Consider the following 23,419-nt stretch of genomic DNA (forward strand, 5'->3'; position numbering starts at 1 on the left):
GCAGTGTAAGTTTTGTTATGCTAATAGCAAGTGAAAGTTTAAAGCATTACCTTCGCGCAACCTACTCTGCGCCTATGGTATTACCCAACAGGAAGACGATCAAAGTTTTTCTCTACACGCCCAATAAGGAGCATCGTATGCAATCATTGGTTATAAGCATTATGGGTAAAGACAAGCCGGGTTTAGTAGACGCACTGGCTAAGTGTGTATACAAACATGAGGGCAACTGGCAAGGGTCGAGCTTTGCGCATATGGCGGGAATGTTCACCGGTTTTGTAGAAGTACATGTTGCCGATGAGAACAAACAGGGCTTAATCGATGCGCTAGACGCCATTAAAGATTTGTCGGTGCAATCTGTAGCGGTAGCTAGCAGTGAAAATAACAACACCACCAAATTGACGGTTGATGTAATGGGCAATGACAAAACCGGTATTGTCCAAGAGCTTACCTCTGTTTTAAACCAGTTCAATTTGAATATTCTCACCTTTGCTTCACACTGTGAAAGCGCGCCTAACTGGGGCAGCCTGATTTTCAAAGCAAAAGCAGAAATTGCGGTGCCAGAAGATTTTGACGACGGCGCACTGCAAGACTCGCTGGAGTCGTTGGCTAACGATTTGGTGGTGGATATTACCGCGAAGCGATAAAAACAAGTGCGTATTTGTGGTGCCATACACTATCCGCGCATCACAATTACGAACTCATCATATTGAAAGTTAATGGAATAACCACAACGCAATGCGTGCGCACTTGCACCAGAATACGTGTTGTCACAGTAGTGTCACTGACTGATGGCAGTCTTTGACCATTTTTATGAACGTGAATTGAGACATTATGGATAACGACGTTTTATATTATCCCAAAGAATTAAGCTGGCTTGCATTTAACGAACGCGTATTGCAAGAAGCCGCAGATAAAAACAATCCCGCCGTGGAGCGAATTCGTTTTCTTGGTATTTACTCAAATAACCTAGATGAGTTTTATCGCGTGCGCGCCGCTGACGTGAAACGACAAATTACCATTGCGCAAAATGACGGCAATGAAGAGGAAGCTGAACGCCAAACCGCTCTTATGGCGCTTATTCAGAAAAAGGTAGTCCAGCTTTCTGAAAAGTTCGACCAAATTCATAAGGATGTGGTTAAGTCCCTAGCTCGCTACAACATACATATTCTTCGAAAAGACGATTTAGACGATTATCAAAAGCAGTGGGTACGCAACTTCTTCGTTAACAAAGCACTGCGTCACATTGCACCTATTTTAATAGATAAGAAGACCGACCTACTTAGCCGTTTGAACGGTACTTCAGTGTATTTATATGTGGCGCTTAGAAGAAAGGACCGCAATCCTAAATTTGCGGTTATTCAGGTTCCTACCTCTGAAATGTCGCGCTTTATGCTGATCCCACCGCAAAAAAGCCGCAAGAAGAAGAGCATTATTATGCTCGATGACATGATTCAGCTGTGTATCGAAGACATTTTCCGCGGTTTCGTGAAGTTCGACGAAATTGAAGCATTCTCGTTTAAAATGACGCGTGATGCGGAATATTCTATCAACGAAGAAATTGACGAAAGCTTCGTTGAAAAGATGTCTGAAAGTATGAAGCAGCGCCTTATCGCTGAGCCTGTGCGTGTTATCTACGACACGAACATGCCAGAGGACATGAAATCTGACTTGCGCAAGCGACTTAAGATAACGAAGCTAGATACCATGCACGCTGCTGGGCACTATCGTAACTTTAAAGACTTTATTGGCTTCCCTAATGTGGGTCGAGAATATTTAGAGCATACGCCGCTGCCTGCTATCGACAGCAAGGCATTCTCTAAGTACAACACCGTTTTCGATGCCATTACTGCACGAGACATACTACTATACTACCCGTACCATCGCTTCCTACACTTCACCGAGTTTTTGCGTCAGGCGGCTTTCGACCCGAATGTTAAGACCATACGTATTAATATTTATCGTGTTGCCAGTAATTCACGCATTGTAAACTCGTTGATTGACGCAGTAGACAACGGCAAAAAAGTAACCGTTGTGGTAGAACTTCGCGCCCGTTTTGACGAAGAGGCAAATATCGAATGGTCTAAGCGCATGACTGATGCAGGTATACGCGTTGTACTTGGCGTGCCTACTCTTAAAATTCACTCTAAACTTTGTATTGTGACCCGTGAAGAACGGGGCAGTTTGGTGAACTATGCGCATTTCGGTACGGGTAACTTCAACGAGAAAACAGCAAAGATTTATACCGACTACAGCTTATTCACCCGTAATCAAGAACTCGCCGATGAAGGCGTGGCGGTATTCGATCTTATTCAATACCCTTACCGACGCTACAAGTTCCAGCATCTTCAAATATCGCCATTAAACGCCAGAACCAAAATTCAGTCGTTAATTCGTCAAGAAATTCAGCATTTGAACCAAGGCCAAAAGGCACAAATCACTTTCAAAATTAACAACCTTGTTGATAAAGAACTCATTGATGATTTGTACCGGGCTAGCCAGGCGGGGGTTAAGATCCGCGGTATAGTGCGCGGTATGTGCTCACTTAATCCGGGGATAAAAGGAATAAGCGAAAACATCGAAATTATCTCTATTGTTGATAGATTTCTCGAACACCCTCGCGTGATGATTTTTGAAGGTGGCGGCGATAGAAAAGTGTATATCTCTTCTGCTGACTGGATGACCCGTAACATGGACAACCGCATTGAAGTAGGTTGTCCAGTGTATGATAAAGGTCTTCAACAGCGCATTGTTGATATAATGGAGCTACAATTTAAAGATACCCTGAAGGCTCGAGTGATTGACAAGGATCAGAGCAACAAGTACGTTCGCAGGGGAAATCGTAAAAAACTTCGTTCTCAGATAGAAATTTATGACTATTTGAAGAAGCTAGAAGACACTTTGTAGGATAGAAAATTAGTACATGACCCAGCACGAATCAGTTTTTAATGACGTGGAAACCCGCGAAGTCAATAAAGTCGCAGCACTAGACATTGGCTCAAATAGTTTTCACTTAGTAGTAGCACGCATTGTTGCTGGGTCTGTGCAGATTCTGCATAGAGTTAAACAAAAAGTACGCTTGGCCGAAGGTCTCAACGACGACGATATCTTGTCTGATGAAGCGATGGAGCGTGGGCTTGCTATGCTAAAAGTAGTAGCAGAGAGCCTTAAAGGTTTTGAGCCCGACTCCGTGAGAATTGTCGCCACTCATACGTTGCGCAGAGCGCGTAACGCCCGCGATTTTATCAGCGCAGCAAAAGATATCCTTCCCTACCCTATCGAAGTCATTTCTGGTGTAGAAGAAGCGCGACTTATTTATTCAGGCGTTGCACATACTAACCACTCCGACGGCCAACAGCTGGTTATTGATATAGGCGGTGGCTCTACTGAGTTCGTTATTGGCGAAGGTTTTACGCCTTTACTTTGCCGCAGCCTTCAAATGGGCTGCGTAAGCTATACCAAACGGTTTTTCCCTGACGGTGAGCTAAAGCCAAAAGCCTTTGATCGTGCTATCACGGCTGCACAGCAAGAGCTTGAGTTAATAGATAATAAATATCGCAGACTGGGCTGGGTCCAGTGTATCGGTACGTCTGGTACCATTCGTTCGCTGTTTATACTTTGTCAGCAAGACAGACCCAATGGCCACGATATTCCGGTGACACTTAAAAGTTTGCGCAATTTAATGAAGCAATTCATAAGCGCAGGGCATATAGACAAATTAAGCTACCCAGATTTAAGTGAAGATCGTCGTGTGGTTATTGCTGGCGGCCTCGCTATTCTTATCGCCGTTTTCAAAGCCCTAGAGATTGAAGGCTTGATGTACTCGCCTGCCGCCTTGCGCGAAGGCGTGCTTTATCAGATGGAAGATGAGCTTCATCACGCTGATATTCGCGGCAGAACCGCTAGTAGTTTGGCAACCCGCTACGATGTAGATACGTCCCAAGCCACTATGGTGCTTAATACAACCCTTTCACTTTTCAACGATGTTGAAAAAGCATGGAAACTTAAAGGGCGTGACTTTAAAAGCATGCTCGGCTGGGCAGCTTTACTTCACGAAGTCGGCATGCAAATTAACTCTCGAGGCATACAAAAACACAGCGCCTATATTCTTGGTAATGTGGACATGCCTGGGTTTACGCAGGAACAACAATTACTGCTAGCTACGCTCGTGCGATTCCATAGAAAGAAAATTCGAACCAATGAATTGCCCGCATTTAATCTTTTCGATGAGCAGTCGGTTAAGCATTTAATCGCGTTACTGCGTTTGGGTGTACTGCTTAATATTAAACGCCAAGAGGGTTTTGTACCTGACCTCGTTGTTAATGTAGAAAAGAACGAACTGACCATTACCTTCCCCGATGGCTGGTTAGATGAAAAACCTATTATCTCAGCTGACCTGCTACGAGAAAGCCACTACTGGAAAGCGCTTGATTTAAAACTCACAGTTGTTCCTGATATCGAGCAATTACATCCCGCGGTAGAATAAGCAAGTACCGACTATCAGCACCTCAAATTGAACATTTTATAGGCAAATATCAGTATTATTTGCCTATAAAACCGGTATACTACGCATTAGCATTACCTTATCTAAAACCTCCAATTGATGTTATTTTTTATAGGTTCTTAACAGTAGTTATGTTTCGTAGTATCTGGATTTTTTTGTTGCTGATTGTAAGTTCATTTGCCTTCGCATCGTCCAACCATGTCTACTTTCTAACCGAGGTCACCCCACCCTATTACTGGATTAATAAGGATGGAAAAGCACAAGGCGTCAACGTAGACCTCGCAAACGCACTAGAACCTCTGCTGCCATTTAGCAGTTCGTTGGAACACATGCCGTGGGCCCGTGCAGTACAAGAAACCCTCGATAATCCCAATCTGGTACTTCTATCTTTATTGAAAACACCGAACAGGGAAGATGAATTTGAGTGGATTTCATCAGTAAATCACATGCAAGCCTCGCTGATCCGCTTAAAGCAGAAAGAGACAGCACACGTCAATTCCTTAGACGACGCGAAGCAGTTCCGAGTAGGCTCAATACGCGGCTATGGCTCAGCATCGTTTTTGCAGCAAGAAGGTTTTGAAGAAAATAAAAACCTCGCTTTGGTTGCTGAGCCAGCACTACTGTGGAAGCTTTTGTATATGGGGCGCATCGACTTTGCATTAGCCAATTTTGAGACAGGAAAGTATGAAATCAGCGACGCAGGCTTTAACCCTAACGACGCAACGAGCGAATATGTTATCGAAGCATTGGGTGCTGATCTTTTTGTTGCCACTGGCCTTAAGACTGAGCAAGACAAAGTAAGCTCACTTAAACATGCGCTTTCGATTTTAAAAGCGAATGGCGAATATACTCGAATACTAAAAAAATGGGGCCTTGAACCGATTGAGTCGGCGCATTAGCCCCACTTAGTCTCAGCACACTAATTATTGAGCTTCAACTTGCGTACTTTGTGACTGCACGCTGTCGTATTTTTTAAACCACGCCAAGATATTTTCAACTTTACCAATCATTCTAGATGGCTTAGAAGCAATCCCGTGCGGCGATCCAGGTACTTTTACCAGCACGCTATCAACCTTTTGAATCTTTAACGCTTGATAGAACTGCTCGGTCTCAGACATTGGCGTGCGCTTGTCCTCCACTCCCGTGATCAGCATGGTGGGGGTCGTTACATTGCCTACTAGCGATAGCGGTGAGCGCTTCCAGTAGTGCTCTACATTGTCCCAAGGCTTACCCGGAAATTGGAAAGGGATTTGATATAGACCTGAATCGGCAGTCAGCACTTTCGATAACCAGTTGATAACGGGTTTAGCGACTACGGCTGCTTTAAATCGGTTCGTAAGGCCAATGGCATAGGCTGATGCAATGCCGCCTGCTGAACCACCAGTAATAAACAGTCGCTCTGGATCAGCGATGCCTTTTTCAATAAGCGCATCTACACCCGACATATGGTCTGAGAAGTCATATTCCGAACTGTATTTCCCTTGAAGTAGCAATGCAAAGCGTTCTCCATAACCTGTACTGCCTCTGTGATTATCATAAAACACCACGTAGCCCTCTGCAGCCATGCGCTGCAGTTCAGCAGTGAAAACAGGGCCATAGGCGAGATTAGGTCCGCCGTGAATTTCTAAGATAAGCGGATACGTTTTCGAGCTGTCATAGTTTGGCGGCAGAATGTACCACCCCTGGATTTCTTCGCCATCAATAGAAGACGGATAGACAATTTCTTTTACTTCGCCAAGTTGCTTATGACCTAGAACGTCTTCGTTGAGCGATGTAAGCTGTCGCTCGTTTCGCGTAGTGACATATAAATCAGCGGGGCGGTCGGTACGTCCTTTGGTATACGCCACTACATCATCAACAGCGTGATAAGTGCCAAACACATAAGGTCGTCCTAACGTAGTACCGCCCAGCCCCTTAGCTACGGCTTTTACGCTGCCCGATAGCGATACCACATCCACCTGCGCTAAACCGCGAACCGACTGCTGAAAATAAACGTGCTTATTATCTTTCCAGTGAAAGTTAGACACTGAATTATCAATGTCTTTTGTTAAATTTTGAGCATCTGTACCATCGCTCTTCATCACATATAAATAGCTATTTTTGTACATCACTTTTTCATCATCGCGGCGTGCGTAAGCAATGTGCTTTCCGTCAGGCGATACGACAGGCGATGATTCAAGGCCTTTGTCGTTGGTAAGCTGTGCGATATTACCCATCATATCCACAGAAAAGATGTCCCCCTCAACAGGCTCATACTCCCAATTGTCACTGCGGTTGGCAGAGAAATAGATTTTGTCGCTATCAGGAGAGAAACTTAAGCGCCCATTGTGGTGATAGTTCCCTGAAGTAAGCTGTCGTGCTGTGCCTCCGTCAGCAGGAACAATAAAAATATGGGTGTAAGCAGGTTCAAGAATGCCTCGGCCATCGGCTTGATAGCGCGCTTTGGTAATATATTGAAAGCTAGGAGACCACTTTGCACCGTCAGGCTTTTTAGGCATTTTAATGTCTAGCGGCTTTTCCTTGGCATCAACGCTCATAGTGAAAGCAATGTGCTTACCATCTGGCGACCAAGTGATGTTACTTGGGTTTGAGGTGACATTTGTTACGAGTGCCGTTTGCCCTGTATCCATCCAACGCACATACAATTGCGGTTTACCTTCTTCATTAGAAAGGTAAGCCAACCGGCTACCGTCTGGTGACCAGCGAATAGAATAGTAACTCTTTTTCGACGACAGTAAGGGGCGGTGTGACTTTCCATCAACCGACGCTAGCCATACGTTCGCTCGACTGCTGTCCGACATAATGTCGTTTGAACGGCGCACATATGCAACATATTTACCGTTTGGCGACACCTGAACTTCGCTCACGTATTCCAAATTAAAAATATCTTCCGATTTAAAATAGCGTTCAGAGTCGGTAGTAAGAGATTCTCTCTCATTGCTTGCAAGCGCTGTGGCTGGCATAGCTAGCGTGCTAGCGCTAAATAGTGCAGCCCATATAGCAAACCGTTTTTTGACTGACGGGTACCTGTGATTTCTCGTAAAAGACATATCTCACCTTAATCTATTTGTTCTTATCCGTTCTTTTTATGGGGTGATCACGTTGTAGTGATGCATTTATCGTCTCCATATTACTGAATATATTCAGCCAATAAAGATTAAACGTTGAGCGACATCGCTAGGCGATTAAGCGCAGTACACAGGGGCGTTGGCTTTAGCCGAATGGTTAGTTGCGTGATAGCGGTAAAGTGCTAACTTCTATATAAGGCTTAGAGGTAATGCCCATGAATAATCCACACGGCGAGTTTGAATGTAGCGTAAGCGGTCAGTTGCTGCTCTTCTCAGCGCGCGGACCGTGGAATGACGAAACCATGAGAAATGGCGTAGTTAAGATGTCTTCTGACATTTCAAAATTTGAACAAGGCACCAAGTGGGCACAAGTAAGCTGTCTTTACGGTGAAAGCCTGATGCCCCCTTCCACCTTTGATATTTTTGTAAAACAAACTCGGGTAAGAAAAACCCGCGGCCTGTCGTTTCTTGCCGTGGTGATATTAGATACCGACATTATGCTGACAACTAAGCATCAGATTTCTCAGTGCTACGACGCTGCCGAGGTTCCTTATGGCTTTTACGAAACGGTAGAAGATGCTTTGGAAGCGATGACGAATAATGGCTATGATTTTGATACTGACGAAGCTGAGCGCTTTTTTGCCCGCTTTAACTTTACGCGTTAACATTTAACACGCATGCGTTCTGCTTTTGTCACACGTTGAGTCTGAAATTCACCGCCAGCTTTTGATAAAGGCGAAAAAAAGGAGAGCGAGCGCTCTCCTTTTTATTTTAAGACTGCCATCCGCCTCCGAGTGCCTGATACAAATCGACCAGTGCGGCCATTTGCTGCTGACGAGTTTCTATAAACTCGCTACGCGCTTCCAGTGCTTCTCGTTGCGCAAGCAGCACCTCTAAATATTCACCATGAGCTGACGAAAAAAGCCTATTGGCAATATCAATCGACTGTTCGAGTGAAGCAATTTGATGACGCCGTGCTTCAGCACTTTTCTCCAAATTATCAAGCTTCGATAAACTGTTTGTTACTTCAGCTACCGCCGTTAAAACGGTCAGTTCATATTCGTAAGCCGCTTCAATTTGTTCGGCGCTGGCATTTTGATAAACCGCCTCAATCGCCCTGCGGTTTATTAATGGCGCAAAAACATCACCAGATAAGGAATATGCCAATGACTCAGGCACATTAAACAAGTAACGACTATCAAACGCCGATAAACCTACCCCTGCTTTTAGCTCAAAAGAAGGGTAGAAGTTGGCTCTAGCCACATCGATATTTAACTCTGCTGCTTGGAGCGTGAGTGCAGCTTGTTTTATATCCGGGCGATTGTCTAATAACGTAGAGGGTACACCCACCTGCGGGCTTTTTAGCTCGGCGCTGAGCAACACGTTACTGTCCCTTTGAATGGGCTGTGGAGTGCGTCCTAATAACAGATTGAGCGTGTTCTCTTTCTCTAGAATTTCCTGCTCAATCAAGTAACGCTCGCTCTCGTTTTTCTTCACTTCCGCGTTAAAGCGCGCAACGGGTAGCGATGACGCCCGCCCGTATTCTTTCAACGCATTAATAGTGTGAATAACATTGCGCTGTAGCGAAATGGTTGAGTCAAGATTCTCTAGCTTGTTATCTAGCGCCAGCAGTTCATAGTAAGTACGCGCAACTTCAGATACTAACTGGGTAACGAAAAAGTTCTTACTTTCAATCGACGCCAAGTATTCAAGCGAGGCCACTTTAGACGCATCTCTCAGCTTATGCCAAACGTCAATTTCCCACGATGCATTAAGGCCTAGCTTTAAGTTTGCCAGCGGGTCGGGAAATTCTTTATCCTCCTTGATATTTAACTGTTCTTCTACTGCGCCTTCCCGGGTATATTCGCCTACCTTTTCGGTTTCAGCGGCTACCCCCGCAGAGAGTCGAGGCAAATATTCCCCTTCCCGTGCATACACTTCATTCGACGCCATATTGATGCGTTGAATTAATATAGACACCTCTTGGTTGTTCTTAACCGCCGTATCCACCAGCGCAGAAAGCGTAGGGTCGTTAAACCACTCACTCCATCGAATATTTGCTTGTGTACTCTGGTTAATCCCTTGACCAGCCTGAGTATCCATTTGCGAAACTCTCGCGTTAAACTGCTCTGGCAAATCTAGTTTAGGGTTTCGCGTTTCAATGGTAGGAATGGCACATGCCTGTACTAACAACGCACTACTAAGCGCTAACCACAGCGGCTTATAGGTAAATCGCTTTTTATTTGTCATCGCTTAGCACCTCATCGTTATAGTGGTAAGTTTCAGTAAGAGGGACATGATCTTCGTTTTTGATTAATGACTTACCTTCTTCAAGTTTGGCGAACAAGTAGTAAAGCCCAGGAATAACCAGCACACCAAAAATAGTGCCGAACAAAGTACCGCCTAAGGCAGAAGCACCAATAGTTCTATTTCCCACTGCGCCTGCCCCCGTTGCAATAACAAGCGGAATTAGCCCTGCTACAAACGAGAACGATGTCATTAAGATTGGACGAAAGCGCTGTTTGGCCGCTTCAACAGCTGCGTCAGCAATCGATAAGCCCTGCTGATTTTTTTGCACTGCGTATTCCACAATAAGCACGGCATTTTTGCCGAGTAACCCAACCAGCATAACTAAGCCAAGCTGCGCATAAACGTCGTTGGCCAGCCCCATTCCTTTGAGAAACAGGAATGAGCCGAGAATACCGGTAGGTAGTGAAAGAATGACTGCAAAAGGTAGAAGCAGACTTTCGTATTGTGATGCCAGCACGATATATACAAACAACAATACTACAGCAAAGATAACGATGGCTTCATTGCCTCGTTTAGCCTCGTCAAATGACAGGCCTTCCCAACCTATGTCATATCCTTTTGGCAGGGTTGCAGCCGCTACTTCCTCAACTGCTTTTATCGCTTGCGCCGAGGTATACCCTGCTGCAGGCTCTGCACGAATTGCTGCCGAGGTATAAAGGTTGTAGCGTGTAATTTCATTAGGGCCTTGGGTTTTAATCAGCTTCATAAAGGCCGAGTAAGGCACCATTTCACCCTCTTCGTTTTTCACGTAGTAATCCAATAAGTCACTGGGATAACGACGATATTCCGGTGCACTTTGTGTGTACACTTTGAAGAAGTTATTAAAGCGCGTGAAGCCTTGCTCGTAAGTACTACCAATAAGAATATTCAAATTCTCCATGGCCGCGCCAATAGATACCCCTTTCTGCATTGCAGCTTGGTTATCTATCTCAATTTTATATTGAGGATAATCGGCAGCATAAAACGTGAATAAACCTTTTAGCTCATCACGTTTACCAAGCTCTTCCATGAAGGCTTTGTTGATTTGGTCGAACTCTTGATAGTCGGTCGTGTTGGTTTTATCAAGTAAACGAAATGATAACCCCGACGACGCGCCATAACCCGGCACAACAGGCGGTTCGAAATACTCAATCACTGCACCTAAGTGGTGTGTTTTGGCTTCTAGTTCTTCAATAATGTCACGTACCGACTGTTCGCGATTAGCCCAATCTTCAAGGTTAATCAAGCAGGTACCAGCATTTGAACCTCGACCTTCCGTAAGGATTTCATAGCCAGCAAGCGAGGACACCGAGGAGACGCCTTCAACGTCCAGCGCCAAGCTTTGCAGCTCTCGCGCTACTGTATTCGTCGCTTCAAGGGTACTACCTGGCGGTGTTTGAATAATGGCATAGATTTGCCCTTGGTCTTCACCGGGAATAAAGCCTGTAGGTAATGCCTGATTAATGCCAAAGGTACTTACCACAAAGCCCGCAAGCAGCACTACAGTAACACTGCGGCGTGTAACGATAGCTTTGATAATGCCTGTATAACGACCGGTTAACTTATTGAAATAATAGTTAAACCCATCAATAAACTTGCTTAATGGCGTTGCTTTTCTTGTGTGTGAATGAGGGTTTTTAAGCAACATTGCACACAGCACTGGCGTTAATGAAAGCGCCACAATACACGAGATGATAATTGACGATGACATGGTAATAGAGAACTGGCGATAGAAGACACCTACCGGGCCCGTCATAAAAATAAGGGGCACAAAAACCGCCGTCATCACCAGTGTAATCGCGATAATAGCTCCCCCCATTTCGCCCAGTACTTGTTGGGTCGCCATATAAGGGGTTAGGCTGCTGCTCTCTTCCATTTTCGCGTGAACGGCCTCCACGATAACAATAGCGTTATCTACCACAATCCCTATCGCTAATACGAGAGCGAACAGAGTAATAAGATTTATGTTCACCCCTGTGGCCTGCATGCAGAAAAACGTCCCTACCATTGAAACCGGCACAGCAAGAAGCGGGATAAGTGTGGAGCGCCAGTCACCCAGAAAGATGAACACCACCAAGGAAACCAAAATAAAGGCTTCAAACAAGGTATGCAGCACTTGTTCAATAGAGGCATCTAGAAACTTGGAAACATCGTAGTTGATTTCGTACTTCATGCCTTCTGGAAACGTTTTTTCTAGTTCAGCCATAGTGGCTTTCACCTGAGAAATAACCTCGTTGGCACTGCTTCCGTAGTTCTGCTTAAGTACTATGGCAGCGGAAGGATATCCGTCTTTGTTTGAATAAATATCGAAAAATTCACTACTTAACTCAACGTCGGCAATATCACCTAATTTGAGCAAGCGACCGTCGGAATCGGCGCGAATAATGATATTTTTATATTCTTCAGGCTCGTCGTAACGTCCTTCGTAAATAAGCACGTATTCTTTGGACTGAGCAGTAATGCCTGAGCTTCTGCCAAGTCGTCCAGGGCGTCCAATCAAGCTTTGCTCGTCTATCGATTCCATGATCTCATCTACAGAAACATTGTAAGCACGCATGCGATCAGGCTTTAACCAAATTCGCATGGCGTACTGGCGACTTCCCAATATTTTTGCACTGGCAATACCGTTTACCCGCTGTATCTCTGGGATAAGGTTGATATTGGAATAGTTGTACAGAAACTTTTCATCAGCCGTTTCGTCCGTGCTATAAACGTTTATGTACATCAACATGCTAGGCTGAACCCGCTCTAGTACCACCCCTTCTAACTGCACGAGCTGGGGCAGCCGGTTCATGATCTGGTCAAGCCGCGTTTTCACATTAATGAGCGCCTGATTCGGATCTACATCTAAATCGAAGATAACTTGAATGGTGGCTTCACCCGCGCTGGTCGCATCAGACACGATGTACTTCATGCCCGGCACACCGTTGATTGAACGCTCAATGGTAACCAGCGATGACTTCACCAATACATCAGCGCTCGAACCGGGATATGCCAGAGAAATAAGCACTCGCGGCGGAGCAATATCTGGAAACTGTGACGTGGGTAGGCTAAACACCGACAACACGCCCAAAAATATAATCATCAGCGATAGCATGATGGCCATCACTGGACGTTTAATAAAAACTCCAAACATAGCGCCCCCTTATTCTGCGTGCAGTGACAGTTCAGCTAATGTGTCACTGGCTGAAATAAGTTCAGGCTCTATCTCATCGCCGTTCGAAACTCTTCGCAGTCCTTCAATCAAAATAGTGTCGTCCGGCGCTAGTCCGTCTGAAACCAGATAGATGTTAGGTAGTTCTGCAGCGATGTTAATGTGGCGGGTTGCTAACTTGTTCTCGCTATCCAGCACATATACAAAGCTTTGATCGAGAATTTCGAATGTGGCTTTCTGAGGAATAACTAAAGCACCCGGATAGGCAATATCCACCATGACATTACCGGTTTGCCCATGTCTTAGCAGTTGGTCTGGGTTAGGGAAAGACGCACGCATTTCAATGGTACCGGTATGATTATCAAAATCAGCTTCAATGGCATCTATCACGCCTTGATGCGCGTAAATACTGCCATCGGCAAGCTTTAATCGCACTGACGTTTGATCATTTGATGCGCTGTTCTGCGCGTACTTTAAATACTCTGATTCAGGCACATTGAAATACACCCACATTGTGCTGATATCAGACAATGTGGTGAGCAGTTCGCCCTCATCAAGCAAACTTCCCGTTCGAGCTTCCAGTCGGTCCATTTTGCCTGTGAACGGCGCTTTGATATCTGTGAATGCTAAGTGAGTTTTTGCCAGTTCAACTTCAGCCTGAGCTTTTTGAAGCTGTGCTTCTATGACGGCAAGTTCGTTAGGAGAAACAATGTTTTGTTCAACAAGCGACTTTGTATTTTTGTACTCCATCTCGACCGCTTTAGCTTCGGCTTCAGCGCGGTGTAGTTCAGCTTCGTATACGTTCGGCATTATTTTGAACATGGGCTGACCACGTTCTACCGTTTGTCCCTCATCAACAAAGGTCGATTGAAGATAGCCTTTTTCCATAGCTCTAACTTCAATATGTTGAATGGCACGTATCTGACTGACGTACTCTTTTACCAGCGTTGTGTCTTGTACGATAGGATGAGTAACGTTGAATTGAAGTTTTTCGTGATGCGCAGCATGTTCTTCATGTCCACAGCCACCTAAAAGTGCGGAAACAATGCTTACTGCAAGAAGTGCTTTTTTGCTCATAATGTAAATTCGTAATAAAAAGGCTAATCGTGACATGCCTTATAAAAAGACAGCATGCCACTAGCGCGCTTTCAGCAAATAGGTTCACCGCTGATAATTAAGCACGCAAAAACATCCAGCAAAGCGCTGGTGCGTTGTTAGGAATATCGAATTAACTTGTTTTTTAGGTAGCCAATAACCGCTAACCCTAAAAAACTAAGCAATAGGCGGCGCTCGGGTTAACGGCGTTGCGTAGTTAAGGGATGTTTTGAAATGCCAGCGCGGACGTGGCTTTGCGGTTTCAGTGAAGGAGTCCGCAAGGTAATCCAGCACAACATTTTGTGGCGGGACGGGCTCTTCCGGCGCACTTTCCTCAGTATCAAATTCAAATGAATATTCTGAGATGGAAGCATCAAAATGATGCTTGAACGTGATCGGCTTGTAATCCTGTTTAAGTCCAGATAAGCAAGTAAACAACAACGCAATTAATGCGTATATGGTGTACTGCTTCATGTACTGATGATTATTCACCGATGATTATTCCAGAAATTCAATTATATAAGGAAAATTGCGGCGTTATGCTACACAGGCGATTACGCTTTTACAAGAAACATTCTTGCTAGTAAACGCAGGCAATAAGCGATTGCACGTTTTCAGAATCGACAAAAGCGGAATGGAATAAGAAGTGACAAAACCGCACAACGAAAAAGAGCGCCATTAGGCGCTCTTTACAATCAATTTAAAAGGAGAGAATTAAGCTTTAGACGCTTGGTAGATACCTTCAATTGCAGTATCTAGCGTTGCCTCGAACTCTTCTTGAGACTGCTTTGCAGAAACGCCTTCGGTCAATGCTCGAGAGAAACTCGCAATCATACCTTGGTTTTCTGCCAGTTTCGCATTTGCTTCTTCACGGCTATAGCCGCCAGAAAGCGCTACAACCTTAAGCACGCGAGGGTGATCGACAAGCTCTTTGTAGAAATTAGCTTCTGTTGGAAGCGTTAGCTTGAGCATAACTTCCTGGCCTTCGTTTAGAAGGTTTAGCTGCGTTAGGATCTCTAATTTAAGAAGAGCTTCAGCTTCCGCTTTTTGTGGGCTGTGGATGTCTACTTCTGGCTCGATAATCGGAACAAGGCCTGCGGCTAAGATTTGTTTACCCACTTCAAATTGCTGAGCAACAACATCTTTAATACCTTGGTGATTCGCAAGCTTAACAACACTTCGCATCTTAGTGCCAAACACGTCTTGCGCTACCGCTTTAGCTAGCAGTGCATCAAGACCAGGCATTGGCTTCATTACTTGAACGCCATTGCTTTCTTCAGCTAGTCCTTTATCTACCTTTAAGAAAGGAATAACACGCTTTTTCTGCCACAGGTAGTGTGCAGAAGACATGCCTTCAATTTCTCTATCAAGGGTGTTTTCAAACAAGATTGCGCCAAGAACGCGCTCGCCGCTAAAAGGGGTGCTGGTGATAATGCGTGTACGCATTTCGTGAACAAGATTAAACATCTCTTCGTCTGAGCTGTACTCTGACTCTTCGATGCCATATAAGCGCAACGCTTTAGGGGTACTACCGCCGCTTTGATCTAACGCTGCAATAAAACCGGTTTGCGTCTTCAGTTTATCCAGCATTGCCTGCTGAGCTTGTGATGCCATTGCAACACTCCTTTTGTATATTACTGCCTTAATAGACAGGTGTAGGGTTTATTGTTATACCAATTCTATTAAAGATCTGTTTGTCTCAGACGCAGCATGCCAGCACCTTAAGTAAACACATCTGTAATAAAGTTGGTATTTATGCCTGCGTACTTCACTGTTTCGCAGGTGTAATCGTTTCCGATTAAAAGGTCACGCTCAAAAATGCTGTTACTGAGCGTGACACTTATGGGGTAACGTTTGTACTAGGCCTTAGCTATCTAGAGCTTTAAAACGCTGCGTTTTCATGCAACGCCCAGGCTTATTTATTTTTTTCTTCTAGTACTGCTACCGCTGGTAGTGTTTTGCCTTCCAAGAATTCTAGGAACGCGCCACCACCTGTTGAAATATAAGAGACCTTATCGGCAATCCCGTATTTATCAACTGCTGCTAGTGTATCACCACCACCTGCGATTGAGAATGCGTCGCTTGCCGCAATCGCTTCAGACAGCGCTTTTGTTCCAGCACTGAACTGTTCAAATTCAAATACGCCTACAGGGCCATTCCATACAATGGTTCCCGCGTTCTTGATAATGTCCTCTAACGCCTTTGAAGAGTCTGGACCAATATCAAAAATCATATCGTCGTCGGCAACGTCACTGACTACTTTTAGCGTCGCTTCGGTATTCTCATCAAACGCTTTGCCCACGACCACATCTGTAGGTACTGGAATATTACCGCCATTCGCCTGTGCTTCATTCATAAGCTGCGTGGCTTGCTCGGTAAGGTCCATCTCTACTAGTGACTTACCTACATTATGGCCTTGAGCAGCAATGAAAGTGTTGGCAATACCGCCACCAACAATCAGCTGGTCAACTTTTTCAGCCAATGTTTTTAACACGGTCAACTTGGTAGACACTTTAGAGCCACCCACAATAGCAACCATTGGACGCTTAGGGTTGTCTAGCGCTTTGCCAAGTGCGTCTAATTCTGCAGCAAGTAATGGGCCAGCACAGGCTTTTGGTGCAAATTTAGCAACGCCATGAGTAGACGCTTGTGCGCGGTGAGCAGTACCGAACGCATCCATAACAAAGATATCGCAAAGTGCTGCGTACTGTTTTGCTAACGTTTCGTCGTCCTTCTTTTCGCCGTTATTAAAACGTACGTTTTCAAGGATAACTAATTCGCCGTCTGCAAGCTCCACGCCATCTAAGTAATCTTTTACAAGCTTAACTGGTACGTCTAGGGCGTCATTAAGATAATCAACAACAGGTTGAAGAGAGAATTCGTCTGCAGGCTCGCCTTCAGTAGGACGACCAAGGTGAGACATCACCATAACTGCCGCACCTGCGTCTAGGGCTGCTTTAATCGTAGGGATTGATGCTTTGATACGCGCATCAGAAGTTACTTTGCCGTCTTTTACCGGCACGTTTAAATCTTGTCTAATTAATACGCGCTGACCTTTTAGGGCCATATCGCTCATGCTTGGAATTGCCATCGTCTTTCCTATGTTAATTTAAATTCAGTAGAGCGAGTTTTGAAGGTAAGACACGCTCAAATTAACTGTGAAAGCTGCGCGGGCTGGTGCTACCAACCCTTGGCAGCATCAATGCTTTATTTTGCGTCGAACATCACTTTTGCGGTATCGAGCATACGGTTTGCAAAACCCCATTCGTTGTCACACCATACTAGTGTTTTAACCAGTTGTTTGTGACTGACTCTTGTTTGTGTGCCATCTACAATACACGAGTGAGGGTCGTGATTGAAATCTACCGACACCAAAGGCTCTTCGGTGTAGTCCAAAATGCCCTGTAAACGCCCCGCTTTTGCATTGCGAAGGGCTTGGTTCACTTGCTCAATCGTTACCTTAGATTGAAGCGTTACACTTAAATCCATGGCAGTAACATTGATAGTTGGCACTCGAACCGCAATGGCTTCAAATTTTCCCGCAAACTTAGGCAGAATGCGCTCTATACCGGCAGCAAGTCGGGTATCAACGGGAATAATCGACTGACTTGCAGCACGGGTTCTGCGCAAATCTTCGTGATAGGCGTCGATAACTTGCTGGTCATGCATAGACGCGTGAATGGTTGTGATCGTACCACTTTCAACACCGAACGCAGCGTCTAGCGCTTGGATAACAGGAACAATGCAGTTTGTGGTGCAAGAGCCGTTGGAGACTAATTTTTGTTCACTGGTCAACGTGTCTTCATTGGTTCCGAAAATGACCGTATTGTCTAAATCTGGTGACCCGGGTGACGAGAAAAGCACTTTGCCAGCGCCGGCATCTAAATGTGCTTGCCCCGATGCTCTGTCATCAAACTTGCCCGTACACTCAAGCACAATATCAACGCCCAAGTCTTTCCAGGGTAGGTCTTTAATATCGCTTATCGCGAGCAGTGTAATATCGTCGCCCGCGACATTTAGCGTGTTATTTTCTAAGGCCACATCAAAACGGAACCGCCCGTGGGCGGTATCGTATTTAAGTAAATGTGCTATGCCTTCGGGTTTAGCAATGTCGTTAATGGCCACCACGTTAAATTCGTTGTTGCGCCCACTTTCATACAGCGCGCGCAACACGTTACGACCAATACGACCAAACCCATTTATGGCAATATTTACCATAGGCTTATCTATTACCTCTTACAGAGACAGTGCAGCCTCTACTACAGCGTCAGTGGTAATGTTGAAGTGCTTGAACAGGTCTCCTGCAGGTGCAGATTCACCAAAGGTGTCCATGCCTACGATAGCGCCATTGAAGCCAACGTACTTGTACCAGCTATCTTTAGACAAGGCTTCAACCGCTACGCGTTTAACTACGCTAGAAGGCAGTACACTTTCACGGTAGTCAGCAGACTGACGGTCAAATACGTCAGTTGATGGCATAGACACTACGCGAACGGCTTTGCCTTGCTCGGTCAGTTTCGCTGCGGCTTCAACGGCTAGCTGAACCTCAGATCCGGTACCAATAAGAATAAGCTCTGGCGTACCTTCACAGTCTTTAAGTACGTAACCGCCTTTAGCGATATCTGCAACTTGTTGAGCCGTTCTTTCTTGCTGCGCTAAGCCTTGGCGTGTGAAGATTAGTGTTGTTGGGCCATCAGTGCGCTCAATAGCAGACTTCCACGAGACAGCAGACTCAACCTGATCACAAGGACGCCAGTTATCAAGGTTAGGCGTTGCACGTAGCGCAACCACCTGCTCTACCGGCTGGTGCGTTGGGCCGTCTTCACCTAGACCAATTGAATCGTGGGTGTAAACGAAAATTGCAGGCTGCTTCATTAGTGCGGCCATGCGTACCGCGTTGCGTGCATATTCCATAAACATTAGGAAGGTTGCACCGTATGCCTTAAAGCCACCGTGAAGGGCAATACCATTCATCATGGCAGACATACCGAACTCGCGTACACCGTAATAAATGTAGTTACCTGATGCATCGTTTGCTTCAACGCCTTTGCTGCCTTCCCAGATGGTAAGGTTAGAACCAGCAAGGTCAGCAGAGCCGCCTAATAGCTCAGGAAGTAGTGGACCAAATGCGTTTAATGCATTTTGCGACGCTTTACGTGAAGCAATATTTTGTGGGTTAGCTTGAAGCTCAGCAATAATTGCATCTGCTTTTTCGCTGAAATCTGCTGGCAACTCGCCATTTACGCGGCGTTTGAACTCTGCCGCAAGCTCTGGGTAAGCGGCTTCGTATGCTGCGAAAGCGTCATTCCACGCGCTCTCCGCGTTTGAACCTTTCTCTTTAGCATCCCAACCCGCATAAATATCGTCTGGAATTTCGAACGCGCCATGGCTCCAGCCAAGCTTTTCGCGAGTGGCTACAATTTCATCTTCACCTAGTGGTGCACCGTGACAAGACTCGGTACCTTCTTTATTTGGCGAGCCGAAGCCAATAGTGGTTTTGCAACAAATAAGCGTAGGCTGCGCGGTGTTCGCTTGCGCCTTTTCAATAGCGGCTTTTACTTGCTCTGCATCGTGACCGTCAACGCCATCGATCACTTCCCAACCGTAGCTCTTAAAGCGTGCTGGTGTATCGTCAGTGAACCAGCCTTCTACTTCGCCATCAATTGAAATGCCATTGTCATCCCAAAACGCGATAAGCTTACCAAGGCCTAGTGTGCCGGCTAGTGAACATGTCTCGTGTGAGATACCTTCCATCAAGCAGCCGTCGCCTAAGAATGCGTAGGTGTGGTGATCAACAATATTGTGACCGTCACGGTTAAATTGTGCCGCTAGCACTTTCTCGGCAAGTGCCATCCCCACAGCATTACTGATACCTTGGCCTAGTGGACCAGTGGTCGTTTCAACACCTGGCGCATAACCATACTCAGGATGGCCTGGCGTTTTTGAATGCAATTGACGGAAGTTCTTTAATTCTTCAATTGGCAGTTCGTAGCCTGAAAGGTGAAGAAGAGAGTACAACAGCATCGAGCCGTGACCATTTGAAAGCACAAAGCGATCGCGGTTAGCCCAAGATGGGTTTGCAGGGTTGTGTGATAAGAAATCACCCCATAGTACCTGTGCGATATCAGCCATCCCCATTGGGGCACCTGGGTGACCAGATTTAGCTTGTTGAACGGCATCCATGCTTAATGCACGGATTGCATTGGCGAGTTCACGACGAGAGGGCATGTTGTCTCCTGATTTATTTTGTATCTTTTGTTTCGTATCTCAGCGGGCTAGGCAAGCTAGACGAGCGTAGAGGTAAGGCGTTCGCTCTACTTCTTTATACGAATGAATGTGGCGTTATTCTTACCTATGCCACCTTACAGTTCAATGGCTTTTGATTGCCAATAGTGAAAGTCATAGTAAAAAATGGTCTATACCTTAACCATCACGTATTCCCAATACAGCAAAAACGGTTATATCTGACGCCTAGAGCCTGAATAACCCTATAAGTGATCGGATTGTGTCAACTATTCGTAACGAAGAGACTTTTAGACGTCTAGAAGTAAAGACTGGTATTTATAACTTGTTTTAGTACAATATACGACTATTTTGATAATTTAACGCTTACGGAGCATTTATGGCCACGCATTTATTCACATCCGAGTCAGTGTCTGAAGGACATCCGGACAAAATTGCTGATCAGATCTCAGATGCGGTTCTTGACGCTATTTTAGAACAAGATCCTCGCGCTCGGGTGGCCTGCGAAACGTATGTAAAAACCGGTATGGTTTTAGTGGGTGGTGAAGTAACCACCTCTGCATGGGTAGATATTGAAGAGCTTACCCGAAAAACAGTTAAAGAAATTGGCTACACGCACTCAGATATGGGCTTCGACGCTGATTCATGTGCGGTATTAAATGCTATTGGCAAACAGTCACCTGACATCAATCAAGGTGTTGATCGCGCAAGTCTTGAAGAACAAGGTGCTGGTGACCAAGGTCTAATGTTTGGCTACGCTAGCGACGAAACTGACGTACTAATGCCTGCGCCAATCACGTACTCTCACCGCCTTGTTCAAAAACAAGCTGAAGTGCGTAAATCTGGTAAGCTAGACTGGTTACGCCCAGATGCTAAAAGCCAAATTACTTTCAAATATGAAAACGACAAGCCTGTTGGCATCGACGCAGTTGTGCTTTCAACCCAGCACTGTGATTCAGTAAGCACTGAAACAGTTCGCGAAGCAGTAATGGAAGAAATTATTAAGCCAGTGCTGCCTAGTGAATGGATTGATGGAAATACACGCTTTCACATTAACCCGACGGGACGATTCGTTATCGGTGGTCCAATGGGCGACTGTGGCTTAACAGGTCGTAAAATCATTGTTGATACTTACGGTGGTATGGCCCGTCACGGTGGTGGCGCGTTCTCTGGTAAAGATCCATCAAAAGTAGACCGCAGTGCAGCATACGCGGGTCGTTACGTTGCTAAGAACATTGTTGCAGCAGGTCTTGCCAAGCGTTGCGAAATCCAAGTGTCTTATGCAATTGGTGTGGCAGAGCCAACGTCTATCAGTATCGATACCTTCGGTACAGGTGTGGTAGATGAGAAAACATTAGTGGCACTGGTCCGTGAACATTTCGACCTACGCCCGTATGGACTTATTCAAATGCTAGACCTTGAGCGCCCTATCTACCGCCCAACGGCTGCTTACGGTCACTTTGGTCGTGACGAATTCCCATGGGAAGCAACAGATAAAGCAGAAGCGTTAAAAGCATCGATTTAATTCGACAACCAAATAACGCTTTTAAATACGCCGCTCAGTTTTTATAACGCTTTGCAAAAAAGTGTTTGTATAAACTAGCGGCGTTTTTATTTGGCTCGCAAAATCAACGAAACAAATAAAAAACAGTAAAGAATATTTTCATCATTTATTTTTTGCAGCTATGCTTAAATAACGAACACACTATCGCTTGTAGTTTCTGGTTGTTTACAAGCCATGATAACAACAACTTGGGCTCTTCCATGAATGTGGTTACTGGAATTCTTCTGGCACTTACTTTGGCTGCGTCTATGGCGGCTTCCCCCGTGCTCGCGGAAATGAATGCTCCCCACTACAGTCCTATCCAATTCAAAAGCAAAAAAATAGCCCGGTGGCAGCTAAATACTATGTACCGCATTCAATCTACAACCGAAACTTATCTATACGACAATAGTTATACCTACCCAGCGGGATCACAAGGTATGTTTAGCGCCAGCCGGCGGTTTAACACTTGGGTTCCGCAAAAGGTCTATGCAACGTACAAAACCAACAATACCGCCTTTCAGCATTACGCAGAGTGGCTTTATTTACCTCATGATGTAGGTACTTTTACTCGGTTGGGCTGGCTGCTTGGCAAAAGCGAGGGTTTAAACATGGCGGTAGAACTTGAACATAGGCAAGTTGGGGAAGAAGAGAATATGGCTCTCTCCTTGGGCGTTAATTACTTGTTTTAAGTCATCCTTGTTTTAGGTCACCGCTACATTGCATTCACAGTGCGCTTTAAGTATTCCCTCCAATCATAAAGACGAAACGTAGCTGCCGTTAAGCCAATGATAAGGTTTTTGCGTAAGTCTGTTGAATTACCATCGCGTCGGAACTCGCTCTATGACGCTTAACATCAAGTTGGCTCGTAAGGCGGCTTTTCACCTCATGCCATTGATTCATTTGTGCTTCAGACAAAATATATTCTAATGCTCTACACGTAAAAGACATTTCTACCTGCGCTGCGGCGTAGAGCTTAATTAGCCACGGGTTATCAACTACCCAACCGTCACTATAAACAACCGTATTGCCAAGGAAGTTATTTAACTCAACACAGACTTTTCGAGGCTCTTCTCCTCGAGTTTGCAGCATCTGCTGCGTTATGCCGTGCAGTGACTCCGCTTTTCGATCCCAGTGAACCCACGAGTCAAAGGGCCGAAGTAGCTTACACCACTTTGCACCATCATAGCGCACGATACCTATTTCAATAGGGTAACTCGCTGCGCCAAATCCACTTGCTTCAATGTCTATTATTGTTGGCAGGGTATTTTTTCGCACTCACGCTCCAAACCGCTGTTTATCCTTGCTTGCAACATCCGCAAACCATTTTTATCAGGCGGTTTTACTGCTACCTCGTCACCAGAGGAACAACTAAACAACGTCGAACACTGTTTAGCAAATGTACAACCACTCTTCTCAAAATATAAGCTAATAGTAGAATCGTGCCACAATTAATGCGCACTCGTTTAGTACACCAACCCGTAGCCAGCGCTCAAAAATCTCGTAAAAGCTCTCAAAAAAGCATC

General features: G+C 45.3%; 17 protein-coding genes. 7 read left to right on the plus strand and 10 right to left on the minus strand.

Annotation, left to right across the window (positions count from 1 at the left end):
- The first annotated feature begins 137 nt into the window (after positions 1-137).
- From F0261_RS16410 to F0261_RS16425, 4 genes are all read left to right on the plus strand, one after another.
- A complete protein-coding gene (locus F0261_RS16410) occupies positions 138-644 on the plus strand; it encodes a glycine cleavage system protein R (RefSeq protein WP_014975755.1) in 507 nt (168 codons plus the stop codon).
- 187 nt (positions 645-831) lie between these two features.
- A complete protein-coding gene (gene ppk1, locus F0261_RS16415) occupies positions 832-2,904 on the plus strand; it encodes a polyphosphate kinase 1 (RefSeq protein ID WP_014948398.1) in 2,073 nt (690 codons plus the stop codon).
- A gap of 16 nt (positions 2,905-2,920) precedes the next feature.
- Complete coding sequence (ppx, locus tag F0261_RS16420; protein ID WP_171338473.1) at positions 2,921-4,483, plus strand: exopolyphosphatase; 1,563 nt, start codon at positions 2,921-2,923, stop codon at positions 4,481-4,483.
- A gap of 149 nt (positions 4,484-4,632) precedes the next feature.
- On the plus strand, positions 4,633-5,400 hold the full coding sequence (locus tag F0261_RS16425) for a transporter substrate-binding domain-containing protein (RefSeq protein ID WP_171338474.1): 768 nt from the start codon (positions 4,633-4,635) through the stop codon (positions 5,398-5,400).
- A gap of 24 nt (positions 5,401-5,424) precedes the next feature.
- Here F0261_RS16425 and F0261_RS16430 read toward each other — a convergent pair whose 3' ends face one another.
- Positions 5,425-7,551 carry a S9 family peptidase gene (locus tag F0261_RS16430; RefSeq protein WP_171338475.1) on the minus strand — a complete coding sequence of 709 codons (2,127 nt, stop codon included), beginning with the start codon at positions 7,549-7,551 and terminating at the stop codon, positions 5,425-5,427.
- Positions 7,552-7,784: 233 nt separating this feature from the next.
- Here F0261_RS16430 and F0261_RS16435 point away from each other — a divergent pair, with 233 nt between their 5' ends.
- The gene (locus F0261_RS16435) at positions 7,785-8,234 is read left to right on the plus strand and encodes a hypothetical protein (protein ID WP_171338476.1); all 450 of its coding nucleotides are present in this window, start codon (positions 7,785-7,787) and stop codon (positions 8,232-8,234) included.
- A gap of 106 nt (positions 8,235-8,340) precedes the next feature.
- On the opposite strand, the gene F0261_RS16440 is transcribed toward F0261_RS16435, so the two are convergent.
- The 8 genes from F0261_RS16440 to tkt all read right to left on the minus strand — a co-directional run bounded on the left by F0261_RS16440 (position 8,341) and on the right by tkt (position 20,335).
- Entirely contained in the window at positions 8,341-9,819 is a 1,479-nt protein-coding gene (locus F0261_RS16440; RefSeq protein WP_171338477.1) for a TolC family protein, read from the minus strand.
- Positions 9,809-12,994, minus strand: a complete 3,186-nt coding sequence (locus tag F0261_RS16445) for an efflux RND transporter permease subunit (RefSeq protein ID WP_171338478.1) — start codon at positions 12,992-12,994, stop codon at positions 9,809-9,811. Before F0261_RS16445 ends, F0261_RS16440 begins: the two co-directional genes overlap by 11 nt.
- Positions 12,995-13,003: 9 nt before the next feature.
- Positions 13,004-14,089 (minus strand): efflux RND transporter periplasmic adaptor subunit, encoded by a 1,086-nt coding sequence (locus F0261_RS16450; protein WP_171338479.1) that lies wholly within the window; start codon positions 14,087-14,089, stop codon positions 13,004-13,006.
- A gap of 195 nt (positions 14,090-14,284) precedes the next feature.
- Positions 14,285-14,599: a hypothetical protein gene (locus F0261_RS16455; protein ID WP_232306460.1), complete on the minus strand. Its 315-nt coding sequence runs from the start codon at positions 14,597-14,599 to the stop codon at positions 14,285-14,287.
- Between the two features lie 222 nt (positions 14,600-14,821).
- Positions 14,822-15,721 carry a fructose bisphosphate aldolase gene (locus F0261_RS16460; protein ID WP_171338480.1) on the minus strand — a complete coding sequence of 300 codons (900 nt, stop codon included), beginning with the start codon at positions 15,719-15,721 and terminating at the stop codon, positions 14,822-14,824.
- 301 nt (positions 15,722-16,022) lie between these two features.
- Positions 16,023-17,198, minus strand: coding sequence for a phosphoglycerate kinase (locus tag F0261_RS16465; protein WP_014975742.1), 1,176 nt, complete (start codon positions 17,196-17,198; stop codon positions 16,023-16,025).
- A gap of 116 nt (positions 17,199-17,314) precedes the next feature.
- Positions 17,315-18,325 carry an erythrose-4-phosphate dehydrogenase gene (gene epd, locus F0261_RS16470; protein WP_014948384.1) on the minus strand — a complete coding sequence of 337 codons (1,011 nt, stop codon included), beginning with the start codon at positions 18,323-18,325 and terminating at the stop codon, positions 17,315-17,317.
- 18 nt (positions 18,326-18,343) lie between these two features.
- Positions 18,344-20,335, minus strand: coding sequence for a transketolase (tkt, locus tag F0261_RS16475; protein ID WP_076011292.1), 1,992 nt, complete (start codon positions 20,333-20,335; stop codon positions 18,344-18,346).
- Positions 20,336-20,729: 394 nt separating this feature from the next.
- On the opposite strand from tkt, the gene metK reads away from it, so the two are divergent.
- Positions 20,730-21,875 (plus strand): methionine adenosyltransferase, encoded by a 1,146-nt coding sequence (metK, locus tag F0261_RS16480; protein WP_014948382.1) that lies wholly within the window; start codon positions 20,730-20,732, stop codon positions 21,873-21,875.
- A gap of 239 nt (positions 21,876-22,114) precedes the next feature.
- Complete coding sequence (locus F0261_RS16485) at positions 22,115-22,585, plus strand: hypothetical protein (protein WP_171338481.1); 471 nt, start codon at positions 22,115-22,117, stop codon at positions 22,583-22,585.
- A gap of 88 nt (positions 22,586-22,673) precedes the next feature.
- Here F0261_RS16485 and F0261_RS16490 read toward each other — a convergent pair whose 3' ends face one another.
- Positions 22,674-23,171 carry an exonuclease domain-containing protein gene (locus F0261_RS16490; protein WP_014978429.1) on the minus strand — a complete coding sequence of 166 codons (498 nt, stop codon included), beginning with the start codon at positions 23,169-23,171 and terminating at the stop codon, positions 22,674-22,676.
- Positions 23,172-23,419 lie beyond the last annotated feature (248 nt).

The organism is Alteromonas sp. 07-89-2 (assembly GCF_013113925.1).
In the GTDB taxonomy this organism is placed as follows: domain Bacteria; phylum Pseudomonadota; class Gammaproteobacteria; order Enterobacterales; family Alteromonadaceae; genus Alteromonas; species Alteromonas macleodii.

What these genes read in the sequence shown, in the direction of transcription:
- F0261_RS16410 (WP_014975755.1), top strand. Translation starts at nt 138, where the DNA reads ATGCAATCATTGGTTATAAGCATTATGGGTAAAGACAAGCCGGGTTTA.
- ppk1 (WP_014948398.1), top strand. Translation starts at nt 832, where the DNA reads ATGGATAACGACGTTTTATATTATCCCAAAGAATTAAGCTGGCTTGCA.
- ppx (WP_171338473.1), top strand. Translation starts at nt 2,921, where the DNA reads ATGACCCAGCACGAATCAGTTTTTAATGACGTGGAAACCCGCGAAGTC.
- F0261_RS16425 (WP_171338474.1), top strand. Translation starts at nt 4,633, where the DNA reads ATGTTTCGTAGTATCTGGATTTTTTTGTTGCTGATTGTAAGTTCATTT.
- F0261_RS16430 (WP_171338475.1), bottom strand. Translation starts at nt 7,551, where the DNA reads ATGTCTTTTACGAGAAATCACAGGTACCCGTCAGTCAAAAAACGGTTT.
- F0261_RS16435 (WP_171338476.1), top strand. Translation starts at nt 7,785, where the DNA reads ATGAATAATCCACACGGCGAGTTTGAATGTAGCGTAAGCGGTCAGTTG.
- F0261_RS16440 (WP_171338477.1), bottom strand. Translation starts at nt 9,819, where the DNA reads ATGACAAATAAAAAGCGATTTACCTATAAGCCGCTGTGGTTAGCGCTT.
- F0261_RS16445 (WP_171338478.1), bottom strand. Translation starts at nt 12,994, where the DNA reads ATGTTTGGAGTTTTTATTAAACGTCCAGTGATGGCCATCATGCTATCG.
- F0261_RS16450 (WP_171338479.1), bottom strand. Translation starts at nt 14,089, where the DNA reads ATGAGCAAAAAAGCACTTCTTGCAGTAAGCATTGTTTCCGCACTTTTA.
- F0261_RS16460 (WP_171338480.1), bottom strand. Translation starts at nt 15,721, where the DNA reads ATGGCATCACAAGCTCAGCAGGCAATGCTGGATAAACTGAAGACGCAA.
- F0261_RS16465 (WP_014975742.1), bottom strand. Translation starts at nt 17,198, where the DNA reads ATGGCAATTCCAAGCATGAGCGATATGGCCCTAAAAGGTCAGCGCGTA.
- epd (WP_014948384.1), bottom strand. Translation starts at nt 18,325, where the DNA reads ATGGTAAATATTGCCATAAATGGGTTTGGTCGTATTGGTCGTAACGTG.
- tkt (WP_076011292.1), bottom strand. Translation starts at nt 20,335, where the DNA reads ATGCCCTCTCGTCGTGAACTCGCCAATGCAATCCGTGCATTAAGCATG.
- metK (WP_014948382.1), top strand. Translation starts at nt 20,730, where the DNA reads ATGGCCACGCATTTATTCACATCCGAGTCAGTGTCTGAAGGACATCCG.
- F0261_RS16485 (WP_171338481.1), top strand. Translation starts at nt 22,115, where the DNA reads ATGAATGTGGTTACTGGAATTCTTCTGGCACTTACTTTGGCTGCGTCT.